Here is a 19,375-nt window from a genome sequence, read left to right as displayed (position 1 = left end):
AAATAGTGTGATAATTTACAGTATTTTTTCTTTAAGGTAACAGAGGCTATTTAAGCATTTGCTAAAATAACTGCACGTTTAGGGGCTGGGTAACCTTCAATGGTTTTACTATGATCGTTCGGATCTAAAAAATCGACCAAACTTTCATTTTCCAGCCAATCGGTTTTGCGTTGCTCTTCAAGTGTAGTAATTGCCTCATCAACGCAACGTACATTTTTAAAACCGACTTTTTCCAGCCAGTTAATCAGAGAAGGCACAGATGGAATAAAATAGACATTTTTCATCTTAGCGTAGCGATCAGCGGGTACTAACACATCATTCACATCGCCATCAATCACAAGGGTTTCCAACACTAATTCGCCGCCTTTGACTAATTGGGCTTTTAGTTGTGAGAGATGATCGAGTGGTGATTTGCGATGATAAAGCACGCCCATAGAGAAGACAGTATCGAATGCAGCTAAAGGTTGCATTTGCTCAATACCAAGCGGAATAAGGTTTGCTCGTCTGTCATTACCAAGTAGCTTTCTTACTGCCTCAAATTGGCAAAGGAAAAGCTCGGTAGGGTCAATGCCCACCACCATTTTTGCCCCTTCGCCCACCATTCGCCACATATGATAACCGCTACCACAGCCCACGTCTAAAATTGTTCTGCCAGCAAGTGGAGTAAGGTGCGGTAAAACACGATCCCATTTGAAATCAGAACGCCATTCTGTATCAATATGAATACCGTGTAAGTGATACGGGCCTTTACGCCAAGGCATCAGCTGTTTTAAGTGATGGGTGATTTGCTTGCGTTCGCCCTCAGATAAAGGCGCAGTTGGAATAGACTCCACTTTATCTTTTAGGTTAATACAAGCGGTCGGATTTGGTAAAAAATCTGCAACTTTTGCCCATTTTGCATAATCTGCGTGGGTCGTTTTTTCCCATTGCTTTAATTGCAAGGGTAGGGTTTCAAGCCAAGCTGATAGGGAAGTAGTTGCAATTTGTTGATAAAAAGGACGGAAGTCGATCATTTTTAAATTTATGTGTAGGGGCAGAGTTTGCCCGAAAGGTAGTAAAGAAAGGGCAGGCACAAGCCTGCCCTACAAAATGTTAAATTATCTCGCAATCGGATTTACTTTTGCTTTTTGCACTTTGCGGTAAGCGTTTAATAATTTCTGATGAGCAACCATATTTTCAAGGCTTTCATCAGAAGCTGTTAAGCCGTTAAACGGATTACCACCTTGCACCGCATTCCAAGCAAATTCTACAGCTTCAGCACCATACATTTTCTCAAATACACGGCGATATTGCTCAGGCTCACGATTTTCATCAAGGAATAATTCAATCGTGCTGATTAAGCAACGGTAGTAATTATTACGCTCTGGCGAGAACACGCTGGCGTTCATATTCGCTGTCCAGTTCGCCCAATCTAACGCTTGCTCTAAGTTGCCAAGTGCTAAGTGAAGCATTGATTTTAGTTCGCCGATACGCAGAGTTTGCATTGCTGAACCTTTTTCTGCCACAACACCGATAAATTCACGCACACGAGTTAAATCATCAATGCTTTGCTCGTCTAACTCATCAAGCAATTCTTGGTAGGTTTCAGCATCGTGGTGGAAATGTGGTAAATCTAATAAGATTTCACGCCAATCCATACCCATATTGTTGTTTGCGTAAATTAAATCGTCGCTTGGGTAAATGTTCGACATTCCCGGTGCTAAAATACGGCAAGCATACACGCCTAAATGCTCGTAATCCATAATGTAAACAGGCTGATTGTGCTTGTTGAAAATCGCAATCATATTATTGAATTCTTGCTCGGTTGTGCCAGAGAAATCCCAATGTACGAATGGATAATCCGCATCACGTTTGAAAAGATCCCAAGAAATTAGACCGCTTGAGTCGATGAAATGAGTTTCCATATTGGCGTGATCTGCCACATCTTCATTATTGAAAGACGGCGGAGCAAATACATCTAAATCTTTTAAGCTACGACCTTGCAGAAGCTCAGTTACCGTACGCTCAAATGCTACTTGGAAATTCGGGTGAGCCCCGAAAGAAGCGAAACAAGTACCGTTTTGTGGATTTAATAAAATCACACAAATAATAGGGAACTCTCCACCTAATGAGGCATCGTAGCAAAGAATCGGGAAGCCTTGTTGCTCTAATTTTTCGATAGACGACTTAATGGTTGGATAGCTATCAATCACCGATTGCGGAATTTCAGGCAAGCTGATTGCCTCAGTAATAATACGGTTTTTGACAAAACGCTCGAACACTTCGGATAAGCCCTGCACTCGAGCTTCGTTTTTTGTATTGCCTGCCGACATACCGTTTGAAACAAATAAGTTGCCGATAATACTTTGCGGAATGTAAACCGTTTCATTGTCAGATTGGCGAACGTAAGGTAGGGTAACAATCCCACGATCATAATTTCCTGATTGTAAATCAACCAATAACTCCGGTGTGATTTCACCATTTGGATCAAAATATTCCCATAAAAACTCGTCCATCATCTCCATTGGTGGAATGGCTTCATCATCAATCGGGAACCATTTCTCGGTTGGATAATGCACGAAATCACTATTTGCAATCTCTTGACCTAAATAAAAATCCGCCCAGAAATAGTTGGTGGATAAACGCTCAAAATATTCGCCCAACGCAGAGGCTAATGCCGCTTTTTTGCTTGCCCCTTTACCATTTGAGAAACATTGCGGACAATCCGCATCACGAATATGCACTGACCACACATTCGGCACAGGGTTTAACCAAGAGGCTTCTTCAATGTTAAAACCAAGAGTTTTTAATTTGTGTTTAAAGGTAGAAATACTGTCTTCAAGTACAGCATCTTTACCTGTGATAAAAGTTTGTTCAGTCATAATTTTTCTCTTGTTAAAAATTTGTGGTAGAAAATAGCAAAATTTGAGCAAAATTGCAAAAAAACTCATAAAAATAACCGCTTGTAGAACATTTAATTTTCCCAATCAAAATAAGAAATTGAGTGATCTAATTTTTTTCTTAAAAACAAAGTGATAAACTTATTCCAATTTAATTTTATAGTAAGAAGATAAACGATGAGCAGTACAGAATTATTAGTTAATGTAACCCCAAGTGAGACAAGGGTTGCATTGGTTGAAAACGGGTTGTTGAAAGAATTGCATATTGAGCGTGAGGCAAAGCGTGGCATTGTGGGGAATATTTACAAGGGGCGAGTAACCCGAGTGTTGCCCGGAATGCAGTCTGCTTTTGTGGATATTGGGTTAGAAAAAGCGGCTTTTTTGCACGCTTCCGATATTGTTTCTCATACCGAATGTGTTGATGAAAATGAGAAAAAACAATTTGTGGTAAAAGATATTGCCGAGTTGGTTCGTGAAGGGCAAGACATTGTGGTTCAAGTGGTTAAAGATCCGATTGGTACAAAAGGTGCAAGATTAACTACTGATATTACCTTGCCTTCTCGCTATTTGGTCTTTATGCCAGAAAATAGCCACGTGGGTGTTTCTCAACGTATTGAAAGTGAGGCGGAACGTGAGCGTTTAAAAGCATTGCTTGAGCCTTATTGCGATGAGTTAGGCGGCTTTATTGTCCGTACGGCTGCGGAAGAAGCAAGCGAAGAAAGCTTAAAGCAAGATGTAGATTTCTTAAAACGCTTATGGCGGAAAGTATTAGAACGGAAAACAAAATATCCTGCTAAATCAATGCTTTATGGAGAGCTTGCATTAGCTCAACGGGTATTGAGGGACTTTATCGGCACTCGCATTAATGCGGTCTGGATCGATTCAAAAATCACTTGCGAGCAAGTTAAAGAGTTTTTAACTGAGTTTATGCCTGAGCTGACAAACTCTGTGAGTTTATACACAGGGGCAAAAACCTTATTTGATGCTTATGGTGTGGAAGAAGCCATTCAAAAAGCCCTCGATAAGAGAGTAAACCTAAAATCGGGCGGGTATCTGATTATTGAACAAACAGAAGCGATGACAACCATTGACATCAACACAGGGGCATTTGTTGGACATCGAAATCTTGCTCACACCATTTTCAATACTAATATTGAAGCAACACAGGCAATTGCCCATCAGCTCCAGTTGCGTAATTTGGGCGGCATTATCATTATCGATTTTATTGATATGCAAGAGGAAGAGCATCGCAATTTAGTATTGCAGTCCTTACAAGAAGCATTAAAGGGAGATAGAGTAAAAACCAATGTAAATGGCTTTACTCAGCTTGGTTTGGTTGAAATGACTCGTAAACGTACACGGGAAAGCCTTGAGCGTATTCTATGCTGTGATTGCCCTGCTTGCCAAGGGCGTGGCGCAGTGAAAACAGTTGAAACAGTCTGTTATGAAATTATGCGTGAAATTGTGCGTGTTCATCACTTATTTAAAACGGAAAAAATGCACGTTTATGCATCTAAAGATGTGGCAGATTACTTAATTAATGAAGAAAGCCACGCATTATTGGCGGAACTTCAAGCCTTTATCGGGAAGAAAATTGAAATCAAAGTTGAGCCTTACTATCATCAAGATCAGTTTGATGTGGTGGTAATGTAATTAATAAGAGGATTGGGGTAGCCTCAATCCTCTTTTTGCAAAATTTATCGAAAATCTTACCGCTTGTTTTCTACCAAAACTGCCTAAAATAACGTATAATCGACCAGTTTTATTTATCCAAATTTTGAAATCTAAGGTAATTCAATGTCTGAAGTAGAAAATCAAGAATTAGATCTAAATGGGGAAATGTTAGCCCGCCGTGAGAAATTAACTAAAATTCGTGAGCAGGGTAACGCGTTTCCAAATACTTTCCGCCGCGATGCGTTAGCGAAAGATTTACACGTTCAATATGATGAAGTGGGAGGCGAAGCATTAAAAGAACAAAATATTCAAGTAAAAGTTGCTGGCCGTATTATGCTAAAACGTATAATGGGCAAAGCCTCTTTCTTTACCATTCAAGATGTTAGCGGTGCAATCCAGCTTTATGTGGCTCGTGATAACTTAGCTGAAAGTGTTTACGAAGAAAAGGTAAGCCTTTGGGACTTAGGCGATATTATCGGCGTTGAAGGTACGCTATTTAAAACTAAAACAGGTGAATTAACCGTTCGTTGTTCAGAAGTTCAGCTTTTAACCAAAGCGTTACGTCCATTACCGGATAAACATCACGGTTTAACCGATTTAGAAACTCGCTATCGTCAGCGTTACTTAGATTTAATTTCTAACGAAGAATCACGCCGTACCTTTATGATCCGCTCACAAGTGGTTTCAGGCATTCGCAAATTCTTCTTAGACAGAGATTTCATCGAAGTGGAAACACCAATGTTACAAGTAATCCCGGGCGGTGCAGCAGCAAAACCTTTCGTAACGCACCATAATGCCTTAGATGTGGATATGTATTTGCGTATCGCACCGGAACTTTATTTAAAACGCTTAGTGGTAGGCGGTTTTGAGCGTGTATTTGAATTAAACCGCAACTTCCGTAACGAAGGGGTTTCTGTTCGCCACAACCCGGAATTTACGATGATTGAATACTACCAAGCTTATGCGGATTACCACGATTTAATGGATAACACCGAAGAGTTGTTACGTCAATTAGCGTTAGATATTCTTGGTACAACAGATGTGCCTTATGGTGAATATGTGTTTGATTTTGGCAAACCGTTTGAGCGTATCACAATGCACGATGCAATCGTGAAATACGGCAACGGCATTAAACGTGAAGATCTAGATAACTTTGAGAAAACTGTTGAAATTGCAAAAGGTTTAGGCATTGAAATTCAAAAATCGTGGGGCTTAGGTTCTGTTGTGAATGCAATTTTTGAAGAAGTGGCAGAACATCAGTTAATTCAGCCGACGTTCTTAATGGCACACCCTGCAGAAATTTCGCCACTTGCTCGCCGTAATGATGAAAACCCTGAAGTAACAGATCGTTTCGAGTTATTTATTGGTGGACGCGAAATTGGTAACGGTTTCTCAGAACTAAATGATGCGGAAGACCAAGCAGAGCGTTTTGATGCTCAAGTGACGGCAAAAGATGCGGGCGATGATGAAGCAATGTTTAAAGATGAAGACTTTATCGTAGCACTAGAACACGGTTTACCACCAACAGCAGGCGAAGGCTTAGGTATTGACCGCTTAGCAATGATTTTTGCGAACGCTCCGTCAATCCGTGATGTGATTTTATTCCCTGCAATGCGTCAGAAATAATAAGTATAAAACGACAAAAAGCACACTTCGGTGTGCTTTTTTGCTATTACAAGCGGTCGTTCTTATTATAAAAAATGCAAATTACTTTTCCAGCCCTTTTCTAATCATTGGTTCAAAGAAATCATAATCGACTAAGAATGAATCGTGCCCGAAATCAGAGTGGAATTCGTGGAATTCTAAATTAACACCCGCTTGTTCTAATTTCTGTTTGCTTTTATAAACATCAACTTGTTTGAAAAGCTGATCACTGGTAACGGCGACAAACACATAATTCGCTTTAATGCGTTTTAGTGCAGCTTCTTCGTTTTCATAGCCAAGAGCAGGGTCATATAGATCTAAGGCTCTTAATAAGCGAAGGTAAGTATTCGCATCAAAACGCCCTAAAAATTTGGTGCCTTGATAGCTTAAATAAGATTCTACTTGAAAATGATCGCCCCAAATTTGCCCTTGTTGCTTGGTTTCTCGTCCAAAGGCTTTGGCTAATTGAATATCGGTGCGGTAGGTAAGCATTCCTAACATTCTGGCAATTTTTAAGCCATTATCGGGGGCAATGCCATCATAATAATCGCCACCGTTGAAGTGAGGGTCGTTAATAATTGCTTGACGCATAACGTGGTTAAACCCTATCGCTTCAGCACTAAGGGTTATTGATGAACAGAGGTTGATAATATTACGCACCTGATCAGGATAGCTAATTCCCCATTGTGTGGCTTGCATTCCACCAAAAGAGCCACCAATGACGGCGTGGAGAGCAGGGATTTCTAAGTAATCAATTAAGGCTTTTTGTACATTAACAATATCTTGAACGGTAATAATTGGAAATTGGCTGCCGTAAGGTCTATTGGTTTGTGGATTGATGGAGGTAGGACCGGTTGTACCTTTACAACCACCTAGAACGTTACTACAAATAAAGAAATATTTTTCGGTATCAAAGGCTAAGCCTTTGCCGATAAAATCCTGCCACCAGCCTTTCTCGGTGGCAGAATCGTAATAAGGTTCTGCATCGCCGGTTAAGGCGTGGCAAATTAACACCGCATTGCTTTTATCTGCATTTAATACGCCGTAAGTTTGATACGCCACTGTAATAGGGGAAAGTTCGCCACCGAATGAAAGGGATAAAGGCGTTTCCTCAAAAAGTGTGATATGCTGAGCCATAGAATCCTTATTTGCAAAAATTTATGCTTTTTTAACCGCTTGTAATAGTAATAATATGGTTAAATTAACGGTGTTACTGTTAATTGTCAAGAAATTTTAGCCGTCTAAACGTCTAGATTTTTAAACGGCTAAAAATTTTAAGTTTTCAGTGCAATAAATAGGGTTTAGGACTTAACAAATACGCTGAAATAGCATAAATTGATTGAACGATCAGACAATTTTACTTGTCTGTAATATACTCATTGCTCAAGTAATAAAAATAAAGTCAATTATAGGAAGTCGAAGCTTAAGAGGTTAGGTAATTGCCGTTTTTTCATCAAATCAAACAGTTTGGCATAAAAGTGCTTGTGAGCTTACATTTAATAGGCATTGCAACCTTATTAATTGTAGATTCAGTAACGAGCTATGCCGTACGGGATAAAGTCTACAGCGAGATTAAAGATCTGCCGCATAGGGATTATGCCGTAGTACTTGGTACGGCGAAATTTTATTCAAAAAACGTAATTAATGAATATTACAAATACCGCTTAGAAGCCGCAAAGCAATTAGTGAAAAGTGAAAAAGTAAATAAACTTTTAGTCAGTGGCGATAATAAAACCCCTTATTATAATGAGCCAAAAACAATGACTAATGATTTGCTAAAAATGGGGGTTCCTCAGCCACAAATTAAGCAAGATTATGCTGGGTACACTACATTCGATTCGATTGTAAGAGCAACTGAAGTATATAAATTACCACCGTTTATCATTGTGTCGCAGAAATTCCATTGTGAGAGAGCTTTATTTATTGCTAAATTTAAAAATATTGACGCAATTTGTTATGCAGCGAAATATCCTGAAGGGGCTTATCAAGTAAGATTAAGGGAGATTGTAGCAAGAACGGTAATGCTATTTAATTTATTAATTGGTAAAACCCCTGAAACGTTGGAAGACATTCCCTCTAAATAAAATAGCCAGTTTTTAATAACTGGCTATTTATTTTATAAAATAATGGTTTTGTTTTTATAAACAAAAACTTTATCGGAAAGAACGAGTTCTAATGCTTGGCTAAGAACCGTTTTTTCCACATCTCGTCCTGCTCGCATCATTGCTTCTGCCGTGTAGGTATGATCAACGTTGATCACATTTTGCATAATAATTGGACCTTCATCTAATTCATCATTTACAAAATGAGCGGTTGCACCAATAATTTTTACCCCACGCTCGTAAGCACGTTGATAGGGTTTCGCTCCAATAAATGCAGGTAAGAAAGAGTGGTGAATATTGACAACACGATTTGGATAATGAGCCACAAATTCTGGATTAAGCACACGCATATATTTTGCCAATACAATATAATCTGGAGCGTATTCGTCAATTTTAGCGGCTAATAGTTTATCGTGTTCAACTCGTGTTAAATTTTCGTGGCTAACTAAGTGGAACGGCACATCAAAGCGTTCAACTAACTCTCTTAATGTATCGTGATTACCAATTACCGCCGCAATTTCTACATCTAAACCACCGTAATAGTTTTTCATTAGTAAATCGCCTAAACAGTGAGCTTCTTTAGTTACTAAAATAACAACTCGCTTTCTCTGTTTTGGTAATAATTTATAAATAGAACCTTCAGGTAAAGTAAATTCAAGATCGGCTAGTAATGTTTTATCATTAAAAATACCATTTAACTCAGTACGCATAAAAAAACGTTTAGTTTCATTATCCACAAATTCAGAATTTTTAATAATATTTAATTGGTGTTTGTAACAAATATTGGTGATTTTAGCCACTAATCCTGTATCATCAGGGCATTCAGTTAATAATATTTTATGCTCAAGCATTTGATTTCCTGTTATAAAAAGAAGAGAACTCAATTAGAGTTCTCTCATATCTAATCTTTATTAAATAATAAATTAAATAGCAAAATCTTCTAATTTTTTGCCTTTATCAAGAGCTTCTTGCAATACTTTTGGTGTTCTGCCTTGACCTGTCCAAGTTTTTTCATTACCTTCTGCATCAACAAATTTATATTTAGCAGGGCGAGGAGCAACTGCTTTGCGTTCTTTAGGTGTTTTGCGACCTTTAATTACTTTATCTGCTAATAATTGAGCTAATTCATCAATAGAAAGCCCATCTTGTCTTAACATTTCAGCATATTTATTTAAACTTTCTAACTGTTTAGCTCTTTCTTGCTCTTCTTTTCTAATTTCCTCTTCTTTTTCAGCAATAATAGTATCTAACTTTTCAGCAAGTGACTTTAATTGTTCAAGTGCTAAATCTTTAGCAAATACTCTTAAGCTACGAATATTTAAAAGGCTTTTTAAATCTGACATTGTATTCTCCTATGTATTAGTAACGAGGTTAATTCTATTCTTATTTATCATATATTAAAAGATATTTAAGGTAAATAAATATAAATAAAAAGAGGGCTTTATATCTTAGGATATTCGTGGTATCTTTACACCGTCCTACAAAATGTAGAGGTGCAAATTCAATAAGTATTTTTTCGGAGTGGAAAACGATGAAGAAAAAGGAAAGGTGGACTTGCCGAAATCAATTAAGCGTCATCTTAATTGGTTGGGGTCGTTCTCGAAAGAAACGACACTGTCGTAGTAAATGCTACGGAGTGCTACTGTTAGGGTGGGTTTTTGTTTTTTTCATATTTCCTTCCTTTTATTTATTTCTATAAATATCTCAGTACATCTCTTGTTTGGCTATTATTCTTATATACAAATTATACAAAGTCATTTTAGAGGTTTTATGAATCTAGTTGATTATTCCACATCGTTCTGGTCGGTGTTACCAGCGTTGATTGCATTAATTTTGGCAATTGTTACACGTAAAGTGATCATTTCATTAAGCATCGGGATTATTTTTGGTGCATTTATGCTAACCAATAGCAATTTCCTTGATGCTCTTACTTATATTAAAAATAGCGTTGTTTCGTTAGTCTATAAAGGCGGTGAAGAAGGTTTAAATTCTAACAACATTAATATTATTTTATTCTTAATTTTATTAGGTGTATTAACTTCTTTATTAAGCATTTCAGGCAGTAACCAAGCTTTTGCAAATTGGGCGCAAAAAAGAATAAAGGGCAAACGTGGTGCTAAATTAATGGCAGCAGGTTTAGTTTTCTTTACTTTCATTGATGACTATTTCCACAGTTTAGCGGTAGGGGCTATAGCTCGTCCGGTAACGGATAAATTCCGTATTTCTCGTGCAAAATTAGCCTATATTCTTGACTCAACTGCAGCACCAATGTGTGTATTAATGCCGATTTCAAGCTGGGGTGCTTATATTATTACTTTAATTGCTGGCTTATTAGCAACGCACTCAATCACAGGCTATTCACCACTTGGTGCATTTATGACAATGAGTGCGATGAACTTCTATGCAATTTTTGCAATGATTATGGTGTTCTTTGTAGCATATTTCTCATTTGATATTGGCTCAATGGCTCGTTTTGAACGCCAAGCCGAACTTTTAGCAGAAACAGAGGAAGAAGCTATTGAAGTTAAAGGTCGTATGCGTAATTTAGTATTCCCGATTATTACCTTAATTGTGGTTACAGTTGCAATGATGATCAAAACGGGGGCTGATGCGTTAGCCGAAGCAGGTTCGCCATTCTCTATTTTAGGTGCTTTTGAAAATACCACCGTAGGCATTTCATTAGTAGTAGGCGGTTTAGCATCAGTTATTGTTGCCACTATTTGTATTATGGCAAGCGGTTATATTTCACTAAAAAATTACGTTCGTGCTTATGGTTTAGGTGTAAAAATGATGTCTGGTGCAATTACTATCTTATTCTTTGCGTGGACAATCAACGGTGTAGTAAGCGATATGCAAACGGGTAAATATCTATCTAGTTTAGTTGGCGAGCATATCGCCGCAGGTTTCTTACCGGCGATTTTATTCGTATTAGCCGCATTTATGGCATTCTCAACAGGTACAAGCTGGGGAACATTTGGTATTATGTTACCAATTGGTGCGGCAATGGCGGTTCATACTGATCCTGCATTAATCATTCCGTGCTTATCGGCAGTAATGGCTGGAGCAGTATGCGGAGACCACTGCTCGCCAGTATCAGATACCACTATATTGTCTTCAACAGGAGCGCAATGTAACCATATGGATCACGTTATTTCTCAGTTGCCTTATGCGTTATTGGTTGCTGCTGCTTCTATTGTTGGCTACTTAGTCGTAGGTTTCACGCAATCTGCTTTATTCGGATTTGTGGCAACAGCAGCAGTGATGGCAGTTTTAATTTTAATATTTAAAGCAAAAAAGCAGAAAAATAAAGATTAATTTCTAAAAATGTGAAGGCAATCACAGAATTAAATTTCTTTATGGTATAGAATGCAACTCAAGATATGGATATCGAATGTTGTGTTATATAAATCTTAAAATAAGATCCTCCTATGTATTTAGCGTACCTTTATGGTACGCTTTTTTCGTTTATAGGTTATATTATTTCTTGCAATTTAATTTTTTTGTACTACTATAATAGTACATTTTATTTTTAAGGGGAAAAAGATGAAAACAGCATTAGTAACAGGTGCAACTGCTGGTTTTGGTTTAGCAATTTGTAAATTACTTCTTCAATCAGGCTATAAAGTGATTGGCACAGGCAGACGAGCCGAGCGTTTAAAGGAGCTACATTTGCAATTTGGCGATAATTTTCTACCGCTTGCATTTGATATTCAAGACTCATCGGAAGTTGAAAAAGCCTTAAACAGCCGCCCTCAAGGTTGGCGAAAGATTGATTTATTGGTTAATAATGCAGGTTTAGCACTAGGCTTAGAGCCTGCTCATAAAGCAAATTTAGATGATTGGTATCAAATGATCGATACTAATATTAAAGGTTTAGTCACAATGACCCGTTTAGTTCTTCCTGAAATGGTGGAACAAAATTCTGGTCATATTATTAATATCGGCTCGATTGCAGGAACTTACCCTTACCCAGGCGGTAATGTGTATGGTGGCACGAAAGCCTTTGTAAAACAGTTTAGCTTAAATTTGCGAGCCGATTTGGCGGGTACAAAAGTGCGAGTGTCTAACGTTGAGCCAGGCCTATGTGGAGGAACAGAATTTTCCAACGTTCGCTTTAAAGGCGATGATGAGAAAGCCGCAAAAATTTATGAAAATGTCGAATTTGTTCGCCCTGAAGATGTGGCTAATATTGTGCTTTGGCTAAATCAACAGCCGGAACACGTTAATATTAACCGAGTTGAAGTAATGCCGGTGGCTCAAACATCATCAGCCTTGAATGTAGCTAGAAATTTATAATTTAATACCCCTCTCCAATGGGAGAGGGGTAGATAATAGAAAAGGAAATATTATGTCAGACACACTTCTTGATCCTTATTTTGGCGAATTTGGTGGTATGTATGTACCCGAAATTTTAGTGCCTGTACTCAAAGAATTAGAGCAGGCTTTTGTTGATGCTCAACAAGATCCAACATTCCAAGCAGAATTTGCCGATTTATTAAAAAACTACGCAGGGCGACCAACAGCATTGACCCTTTGCCGTAACTTGACTAAAGGCACGAATACCAAACTTTATTTAAAACGTGAAGATTTATTACACGGTGGAGCCCATAAAACCAACCAAGTGCTAGGGCAAATTTTACTGGCAAAACGTATGGGCAAAACCCGTATCATCGCTGAAACAGGAGCAGGGCAGCACGGTGTGGCAACTGCTCTTGCCTGTGCAATGCTGGGTATGCCTTGTGTGGTCTATATGGGGGCGAAAGATGTGGAACGTCAATCGCCAAATGTATTCCGTATGCATTTGATGGGAGCAGAGGTGATACCTGTTCAGAAAGGCTCTTGCTCATTAAAAGATGCCTGCTGTGAGGCAATGCGTGATTGGGCAGCGAACTATGAGACTACCCATTATTTAATTGGTACGGCAGCAGGCCCTCACCCAATTCCGACAATAGTACGTGAATTCCAAAAAATGATTGGCGAAGAAACCAAACGCCAAATTCTAGCAAAAGAAGACCGCTTGCCAGATGCAGTGATTGCGGCTGTGGGTGGTGGTTCTAATGCGATTGGTATGTTTGCAGACTTTATTGAAGAAAAATCAGTGAAATTAATTGGTGTAGAGCCGGCAGGTAAAGGCATTGAAACAGGCGAACACGGTGCACCGCTTAAGCACGGTACAACGGGTATTTATTTTGGTATGAAATCGCCTATTATGCAAGATAAAGACGGACAAATTGAAGAATCTTATTCTATTTCCGCAGGCTTGGATTTCCCATCGGTTGGGCCTCAGCACGCTTATTTAAATGCAACAGGGCGAGCAGAATATGTTTCTATTACTGACCAAGAAGCGTTAGAGGCTTTCCAAGCTCTTGCTAAAAATGAAGGGATTATTCCTGCATTAGAATCTTCACACGCATTGGCTTATGCCTTGAAATTGATTAAGCAAAATCCTGAAAAAGAGCAGTTGTTAGTAGTAAATTTATCAGGGCGTGGCGATAAAGACATTTTCACGGTCGATAAAATTTTAAATGGAGGAGAGTAAAATGAGCCGTTTTGATGCTTTATTTAACAACTTAAAGGCAAAAAACGAAGGAGCTTTCGTTCCATTTGTAACCTTATGCGACCCTGACTTCGACCGTAGTTTTGAAATCATCGAAACGATGATTGCCAATGGAGCAGATGCGTTAGAATTAGGCTTCCCATTTTCAGATCCATTATTAGACGGGCCAGTTATTCAAGCCGCAAACAAGCGTGCATTAGACGCAGGTTATAGCACAGATGCTTGCTTTGAGTTAATCGCAAAAATTCGAGCGAAATATCCTGACATTCCAATCGGTTTATTGCTTTGTGCGAACTTAATTTTTGTGCCAAGTGCAGATAGATTCTTCCAACGCTGCCAACAAACAGGCGTTGATGCCGTATTAATTGCGGATTTACCTATTTTAGCGGCAGAAGAATTCGTCCCAACGGCTAAAAAATATGGTATTCAGCCTGTCTTTATTTGTCCGCCAAATGCAGATGAAAATACGATTGAACGTATTGCACAATTAACCGAAGGTTACACTTATTTAGTTTCTCGTGCAGGTGTAACCAGTGCCGAAAACCAAGCTCACGCAAGTAATTTAGATAATTTAGTGGAAAGTTTAAAGCAAGCCGGAGCTGCCCCAATCTTACAAGGCTTTGGTATTGCTAAATCGGAACAAGTAAAAGATGCTTTGCGACTTGGTGCTGACGGTGCAATTTCAGGCTCTGCGATTGTGAAAATTATTGAACGTAATTTAGACAATCAAGCCAATTTGCTTAAAGAGTTGGCGGAGTTTGTGAAATCAATGAAAGAAGCAAGCAGAAGATAATAACAAGCGGCCATCTTTTTAAATAATTTTGCAATTATGATATTTATTGGGCGGATAATTTATCCGCCTTAATATTTCTTAGAAATCTGAAATCTATTTTTAAGTTGAATAAATTATAAAAAATGATAATCTAACGGCGTAACTATTTTTTAACATTTAAAAGGAACATTATGAAATTAAGTAAAATTGCTCTTTCAGTAGTCGCGGTACTTGGTGTAGCTGTAGTTGGCGGTAGCTGGTACACAGGTAAACAAGTTGAAGAGAAATATCAAGAATTAGTCGCTACAGCAAATAATCAACTTAAACAAGTAAGTAATGAATTCGGTGCAAATATTGAGCTTAAAGATGTGCAGATTGATCGCCATTTCTTTAGCTCTGATGCGAAATATCGTTTAGAAGTGGATTTTGGTGATGGAGAAAAATTAGACTTTATCGGTAATGATAAACTTCATCACGGGCCGTTACCGCTTAATCGCTTAGCGAAACTTAATCTTGCACCTGTAATGATGAGTGCAGAAAGCAAACTCCAAGCCCCTGAACCATTTAAAAAATTAATGGGAGAACATATTGGTTCTGGTGTGGCTAATATCAGCTATTCGGGCGATGTGAAAGGGTATTTTGATGTTTCTCCAATTAAATATAGTGATGAAACAGGTGTTCTTGAAACAACACCAATTAAGATGCAATATAGCTATGATCAGAAAGCGAAAGGAATTGATAGCAGCGTTGAGTTAGATAATGTCAAAGTAACAGCAGAAGAACTTGATTTGCAACTTCAAGGTGTTTCTTATGAAATGCAAACCGAGAACAATGAAAGCTATCCACATTTAACCTTAGGAAAAGGCAGTGGTAAAGTTAAAGCTATTGAATTTAAGTCTAAAGAGGGCGAGTTATCGCAAATAAAAGATATTGTGGTTAAAGGCGATAGCTTATTAAAAGGTGATCGTGTAGTGTCTACGGGCGATTTAGAGGCAGCATCTTTTAACATTGAAGGTGTTGAAATGGGTAAATTAAAAATGGATATGGCATATGATTTCGATGCCAAATTAACCAATGATATTACCCCACTATTATCTAGACCTGAAGGATTTGAAGATCCGCAAACAACAGAACTTTTAATGCAGTTGCTGGCAAAATCGGTGAAGTTCCATCTTAATAATTTCTCGTTTGAAAATGGCAAAGGTAAAGTTGATTTAGCACTATTATTGAATATCGCTCAAATTGATCCGCAAAATATAGTCAATACGCAAGAGGTATTAAAAGCACTTTCAACGAGTAAATTTACTTCAAATATAAACCGTCAATATGCAGAAGATATTATTCGCCAAATCTCGATGGTAAAAGAGAAATTAAGCGAAGAAGAGGCGAAAGCGGTTGCCAAACAACAAGTTGATGCTGTCTTTTCAAACGCAGAAGCTGAAAATGGTTTGAGAAAAGTAGATGAAAACAATGTGAAGATTGAATTATCAGTTGAGAATGAAAAATTAATCTTAAATGGTCGTGAATTAACTGAAGATGAAATCCAAATGGCGTTATTTGTGATTATGATGGGAATGGGTTCTCTCGGGCAATAATACTCAATAAAATAATAAGCGTATTTTAGCTATGACTGAAATACGCTTTTTTTATCCCTTTCTTTCACTATTCTTGTATAATAACGCCAATATTTATTTGATTTTCAAGAGATTTTTTATGGCAACTATCGCAAAAAATCCACTGGTGCTAGTGGACGGTTCTTCTTATTTATATCGAGCATTTCACGCATTCCCGCCGCTGACTAATCGCAATGGTGAGCCAACAGGGGCGATGTATGGCGTGTTGAATATGTTAAAAAGCCTGATTTCACAAGTAAACCCAAGCCATATTGCGGTAGTGTTTGATGCAAAGGGCAAAACCTTCCGAGATGAATTGTTTGAGCAATATAAATCGCACCGCCCACCAATGCCCGATGAGCTCAGAGCTCAAATTCAGCCGTTACACGCTATCATCAAAGCCTTAGGCATTCCGCTGATTTCGATTGAGGGGGTGGAAGCAGACGATGTGATCGGCACATTAGCGGTACAAGCAGCCAAAGATGGAAAAGACGTGTTAATCAGCACGGGCGATAAAGATATGGCACAACTGGTGAACGATCACATTATGTTGATTAACACGATGAATAATACCTTGCTTGACCGTGAAGGCGTGATCGAAAAATACGGCATTCCGCCTGAGTTGATCATCGATTTCTTAGCCTTAATGGGGGATTCTGCCGATAATATCCCGGGTGTAAAAGGCGTAGGCGGAAAAACAGCATTAGCGTTATTACAAGGGATTGGTTCGCTCAAACAGATTTATGAAAATTTAGATCAAATTGCGACACTTTCGTTTCGTGGTGCAAAAAATTTTGCGCCGAAGTTAGAGGCAGAAAAAGAAAATGCGGATTTATCTTATCTGTTAGCCACCATCAAAACCGATGTGGAATTAGAGCTTACTCACGATCAGCTTTTAACACAGCCACAAAATCGTGCGGAGCTTGCCACATTATTTGAACATTACGAATTTAAGCGTTGGTTAAATGAAGTCAATCATAATGCAAATCCGCTTACTCAAACGCCAGCGGAGAAAGTGCCGAATAACTACCAAGCAACACAAGCGGTTAAAAATGAGGAAAATTTTGCAGAACCTATCGCTATTGACCGTAGCAAATATGAAACGGTGGATACAGGAGCAAAATTAGCTGCTTGGATTGAAAAACTCACATCAGCAAATATTATTGCGGTGGATACTGAAACCGATAGTTTAGACTCTATGTCTGCCAATTTAGTAGGCATTTCCTTTGCTGTTGAAAATGGCGAGGCTTGCTATATTCCGCTTGGTCATAAACAAAAAGTACAGCCACAACAAGCTGATATGTTTGGTGAGAGTGAAGATTCAACGAGTGAAATAGGCGATGAATTAGTAAAAAATCAGTTAAATTTGACCGCTTGTTTAGCTCAACTTAAGCCGATTTTGGAGAATGGTTCGATCAAAAAAATCGGGCAGAACATCAAATATGATTTAACCATTTTTGCTAACTACGGCATTGAATTACAAGGCGTTGAATTTGATACGATGATCGAATCTTACACGCTTAACAGCACAGGTCGTCATAATATGGACGATTTGGCTTACCGCTATTTAGGGCATAAAACCATTCCGTTTGAAGAATTAGCGGGCAAAGGCAAAAATCAACTGACCTTTGATAAAATTGAGATCAGCAAAGCTGCGGAATATGCCGCAGAAGATGCTGATGTAACGATGAAACTACACCAAATGCTATGGCAAAAATTAGCACAAGAGCCTGAATTGGTAAAATTGTTTAATGAAATTGAAATGCCGTTAGTTAGCGTGCTTTCTCGTATTGAACGCAATGGTGTTTTGATTGACCCGAAAAAATTATTAACGCAATCGGCAGAAATTGAAAAACGCTTAAGTGAAGTCGAGCAGCTGGTCCACACAGAAGCAGGACAAGTGTTTAACCTTGCTTCAACCAAACAGCTACAAGAAATCTTGTTTGATAAATTAGGCTTGCCTGTGTTGAAGAAAACGCCAAAAGGTGCGCCATCAACCAATGAAGAAGTGTTAGATGAACTGGCTCAACAAGGTCATCTTGTGCCGAAATTGTTAATGGAACATCGTGGCTTAAGTAAGCTGAAATCAACTTACACGGACAAACTGCCACAGCTTATTAACAAAAAAACAGGGCGAGTGCATACTTCATACAACCAAGCGGTAACGGCAACGGGGCGACTTTCTTCAAGCGATCCAAACTTACAGAATATTCCGATCCGAAATGAAGAAGGCAGACGTATTCGCCAAGCATTTGTGGCACGAGAAGGCTATAAAATTGTAGCTGCGGATTATTCCCAAATTGAGCTACGCATTATGGCTCACTTAGCGAATGATGAAGGAATGATCACCGCATTTGCAGAGGGCAAAGATATTCACCGAGCAACAGCGGCAGAAATTTTCGGTGTAGCATTAGATGAAGTAACGAGCGATCAACGCCGCAGTGCCAAAGCGATCAACTTCGGGCTGATTTATGGAATGTCTTCATTCGGGCTTTCAAACCAACTGGGTATTGGGCGAGCTGAAGCTCAAAAATATATGGATCTCTATTTCCAACGCTATCCTGCAGTACAGCTGTTTATGACGGATATTCGTGAAGTTGCGGCTGAAAAAGGTTATGTGGAAACCTTGTTTGGTCGCCGTTTATATCTGCCAGATATTAAATCAAGCAATGCGATTTTGCGTAAAGCCGCAGAACGTGTAGCAATCAATGCCCCAATGCAAGGCACAGCAGCAGATATTATCAAGGTAGCGATGATCGGCATTGATAAGGCGATTTGTGGTAATGATGAAATCAAGATGATTATGCAAGTACACGATGAATTAGTGTTTGAAGTAAAAGCCGATAAACTAGAGCAATATAGCCAATTCATTAAAGCTGAAATGGAAAAAGCGATTTCGCTTAAAGTGCCACTAATTGCAGAAGTGGGCATTGGCGATAACTGGGACGAGGCGCATTAGTGTATAGAGTTTAGCAAAGTTCTAAATAATAATTGTGTGTAGGGACGGGTCTTGTATATCTCAAATGAGTTAAACTAAGCAACACAACCCGTTATCGGCATCTCGTCTCGTCCCTTGAAAGCACTTCGTTGTGTAGCTTAGAGAGCCGATAACTTTCATCACAAAAACCGAACAG

General features: G+C 38.7%; 14 protein-coding genes and 1 riboswitch. Of the genes, 9 read left to right on the top strand and 5 right to left on the bottom strand.

Annotation, left to right across the window (positions count from 1 at the left end; all coding sequences use genetic code 11):
- Positions 1 to 50: 50 nt before the first annotated feature.
- Together cmoB and ycaO are read right to left on the bottom strand one after the other, a co-directional pair.
- Positions 51 to 1,013, bottom strand: coding sequence for a tRNA 5-methoxyuridine(34)/uridine 5-oxyacetic acid(34) synthase CmoB (cmoB, locus tag ACERCF_RS07545; protein WP_373625201.1), 963 nt, complete (start codon positions 1,011 to 1,013; stop codon positions 51 to 53).
- An 84-nt stretch (positions 1,014 to 1,097) separates the two neighbouring features.
- Positions 1,098 to 2,861 (bottom strand): 30S ribosomal protein S12 methylthiotransferase accessory factor YcaO, encoded by a 1,764-nt coding sequence (gene ycaO, locus ACERCF_RS07540; RefSeq protein ID WP_373625186.1) that lies wholly within the window; start codon positions 2,859 to 2,861, stop codon positions 1,098 to 1,100.
- A 195-nt stretch (positions 2,862 to 3,056) separates the two neighbouring features.
- Between ycaO and rng the strand changes: the two genes are divergently transcribed.
- Together rng and lysS are read left to right on the top strand one after the other, a co-directional pair.
- The gene (gene rng, locus ACERCF_RS07535) at positions 3,057 to 4,532 is read left to right on the top strand and encodes a ribonuclease G (RefSeq protein WP_373625185.1); all 1,476 of its coding nucleotides are present in this window, start codon (positions 3,057 to 3,059) and stop codon (positions 4,530 to 4,532) included.
- Between the two features lie 144 nt (positions 4,533 to 4,676).
- The gene (lysS, locus tag ACERCF_RS07530) at positions 4,677 to 6,179 is read left to right on the top strand and encodes a lysine--tRNA ligase (RefSeq protein WP_373625184.1); all 1,503 of its coding nucleotides are present in this window, start codon (positions 4,677 to 4,679) and stop codon (positions 6,177 to 6,179) included.
- A gap of 81 nt (positions 6,180 to 6,260) precedes the next feature.
- Here lysS and metX read toward each other — a convergent pair whose 3' ends face one another.
- The gene (metX, locus tag ACERCF_RS07525) at positions 6,261 to 7,334 is read right to left on the bottom strand and encodes a homoserine O-acetyltransferase MetX (protein ID WP_373625183.1); all 1,074 of its coding nucleotides are present in this window, start codon (positions 7,332 to 7,334) and stop codon (positions 6,261 to 6,263) included.
- Between the two features lie 320 nt (positions 7,335 to 7,654).
- Here metX and ACERCF_RS07520 point away from each other — a divergent pair, with 320 nt between their 5' ends.
- On the top strand, positions 7,655 to 8,281 hold the full coding sequence (locus ACERCF_RS07520) for a SanA/YdcF family protein (RefSeq protein ID WP_373625200.1): 627 nt from the start codon (positions 7,655 to 7,657) through the stop codon (positions 8,279 to 8,281).
- 32 nt (positions 8,282 to 8,313) lie between these two features.
- On the opposite strand, the gene purU is transcribed toward ACERCF_RS07520, so the two are convergent.
- Both purU and ACERCF_RS07510 read right to left on the bottom strand, forming a co-directional pair.
- Positions 8,314 to 9,150: a formyltetrahydrofolate deformylase gene (purU, locus tag ACERCF_RS07515; RefSeq protein ID WP_373625182.1), complete on the bottom strand. Its 837-nt coding sequence runs from the start codon at positions 9,148 to 9,150 to the stop codon at positions 8,314 to 8,316.
- A gap of 72 nt (positions 9,151 to 9,222) precedes the next feature.
- Positions 9,223 to 9,642, bottom strand: coding sequence for an H-NS family histone-like protein (locus tag ACERCF_RS07510; protein ID WP_373625181.1), 420 nt, complete (start codon positions 9,640 to 9,642; stop codon positions 9,223 to 9,225).
- 137 nt (positions 9,643 to 9,779) lie between these two features.
- Positions 9,780 to 9,949: riboswitch (Lysine riboswitch) on the top strand.
- Positions 9,950 to 10,069: 120 nt separating this feature from the next.
- Between ACERCF_RS07510 and ACERCF_RS07505 the strand changes: the two genes are divergently transcribed.
- From ACERCF_RS07505 to polA, 6 genes are all read left to right on the top strand, one after another.
- Positions 10,070 to 11,614, top strand: coding sequence for a Na+/H+ antiporter NhaC family protein (locus ACERCF_RS07505; protein WP_373625180.1), 1,545 nt, complete (start codon positions 10,070 to 10,072; stop codon positions 11,612 to 11,614).
- A gap of 228 nt (positions 11,615 to 11,842) precedes the next feature.
- Positions 11,843 to 12,595 (top strand): SDR family oxidoreductase, encoded by a 753-nt coding sequence (locus tag ACERCF_RS07500; protein ID WP_373612201.1) that lies wholly within the window; start codon positions 11,843 to 11,845, stop codon positions 12,593 to 12,595.
- 52 nt (positions 12,596 to 12,647) lie between these two features.
- On the top strand, positions 12,648 to 13,838 hold the full coding sequence (gene trpB / locus ACERCF_RS07495; RefSeq protein ID WP_373625179.1) for a tryptophan synthase subunit beta: 1,191 nt from the start codon (positions 12,648 to 12,650) through the stop codon (positions 13,836 to 13,838).
- Position 13,839: 1 nt separating this feature from the next.
- The gene (gene trpA / locus ACERCF_RS07490) at positions 13,840 to 14,649 is read left to right on the top strand and encodes a tryptophan synthase subunit alpha (protein ID WP_373612203.1); all 810 of its coding nucleotides are present in this window, start codon (positions 13,840 to 13,842) and stop codon (positions 14,647 to 14,649) included.
- Between the two features lie 170 nt (positions 14,650 to 14,819).
- Positions 14,820 to 16,223, top strand: a complete 1,404-nt coding sequence (locus ACERCF_RS07485; protein WP_373625178.1) for a YdgA family protein — start codon at positions 14,820 to 14,822, stop codon at positions 16,221 to 16,223.
- 118 nt (positions 16,224 to 16,341) lie between these two features.
- Positions 16,342 to 19,200, top strand: coding sequence for a DNA polymerase I (gene polA, locus ACERCF_RS07480; RefSeq protein WP_373625177.1), 2,859 nt, complete (start codon positions 16,342 to 16,344; stop codon positions 19,198 to 19,200).
- Positions 19,201 to 19,375: the final 175 nt, after the last annotated feature.

This window comes from Mannheimia kashgarensis (assembly GCF_041807705.1).
Lineage (GTDB): Bacteria > Pseudomonadota > Gammaproteobacteria > Enterobacterales > Pasteurellaceae > Mannheimia.
Note: the sequence above shows the minus strand (reverse complement) of the source record. Positions and strands in the feature narration are given on the sequence as shown.

Bases quoted from the DNA above. Each gene is read 5' to 3' on its own strand.
- ACERCF_RS07485 (WP_373625178.1), top strand. From the start codon at position 14,820: ATGAAATTAAGTAAAATTGCTCTTTCAGTAGTCGCGGTACTTGGTGTA.
- polA (WP_373625177.1), top strand. From the start codon at position 16,342: ATGGCAACTATCGCAAAAAATCCACTGGTGCTAGTGGACGGTTCTTCT.
- rng (WP_373625185.1), top strand. From the start codon at position 3,057: ATGAGCAGTACAGAATTATTAGTTAATGTAACCCCAAGTGAGACAAGG.
- purU (WP_373625182.1), bottom strand. From the start codon at position 9,150: ATGCTTGAGCATAAAATATTATTAACTGAATGCCCTGATGATACAGGA.
- ACERCF_RS07510 (WP_373625181.1), bottom strand. From the start codon at position 9,642: ATGTCAGATTTAAAAAGCCTTTTAAATATTCGTAGCTTAAGAGTATTT.
- ACERCF_RS07505 (WP_373625180.1), top strand. From the start codon at position 10,070: ATGAATCTAGTTGATTATTCCACATCGTTCTGGTCGGTGTTACCAGCG.
- trpB (WP_373625179.1), top strand. From the start codon at position 12,648: ATGTCAGACACACTTCTTGATCCTTATTTTGGCGAATTTGGTGGTATG.
- metX (WP_373625183.1), bottom strand. From the start codon at position 7,334: ATGGCTCAGCATATCACACTTTTTGAGGAAACGCCTTTATCCCTTTCA.
- ycaO (WP_373625186.1), bottom strand. From the start codon at position 2,861: ATGACTGAACAAACTTTTATCACAGGTAAAGATGCTGTACTTGAAGAC.
- trpA (WP_373612203.1), top strand. From the start codon at position 13,840: ATGAGCCGTTTTGATGCTTTATTTAACAACTTAAAGGCAAAAAACGAA.
- lysS (WP_373625184.1), top strand. From the start codon at position 4,677: ATGTCTGAAGTAGAAAATCAAGAATTAGATCTAAATGGGGAAATGTTA.
- ACERCF_RS07500 (WP_373612201.1), top strand. From the start codon at position 11,843: ATGAAAACAGCATTAGTAACAGGTGCAACTGCTGGTTTTGGTTTAGCA.
- cmoB (WP_373625201.1), bottom strand. From the start codon at position 1,013: ATGATCGACTTCCGTCCTTTTTATCAACAAATTGCAACTACTTCCCTA.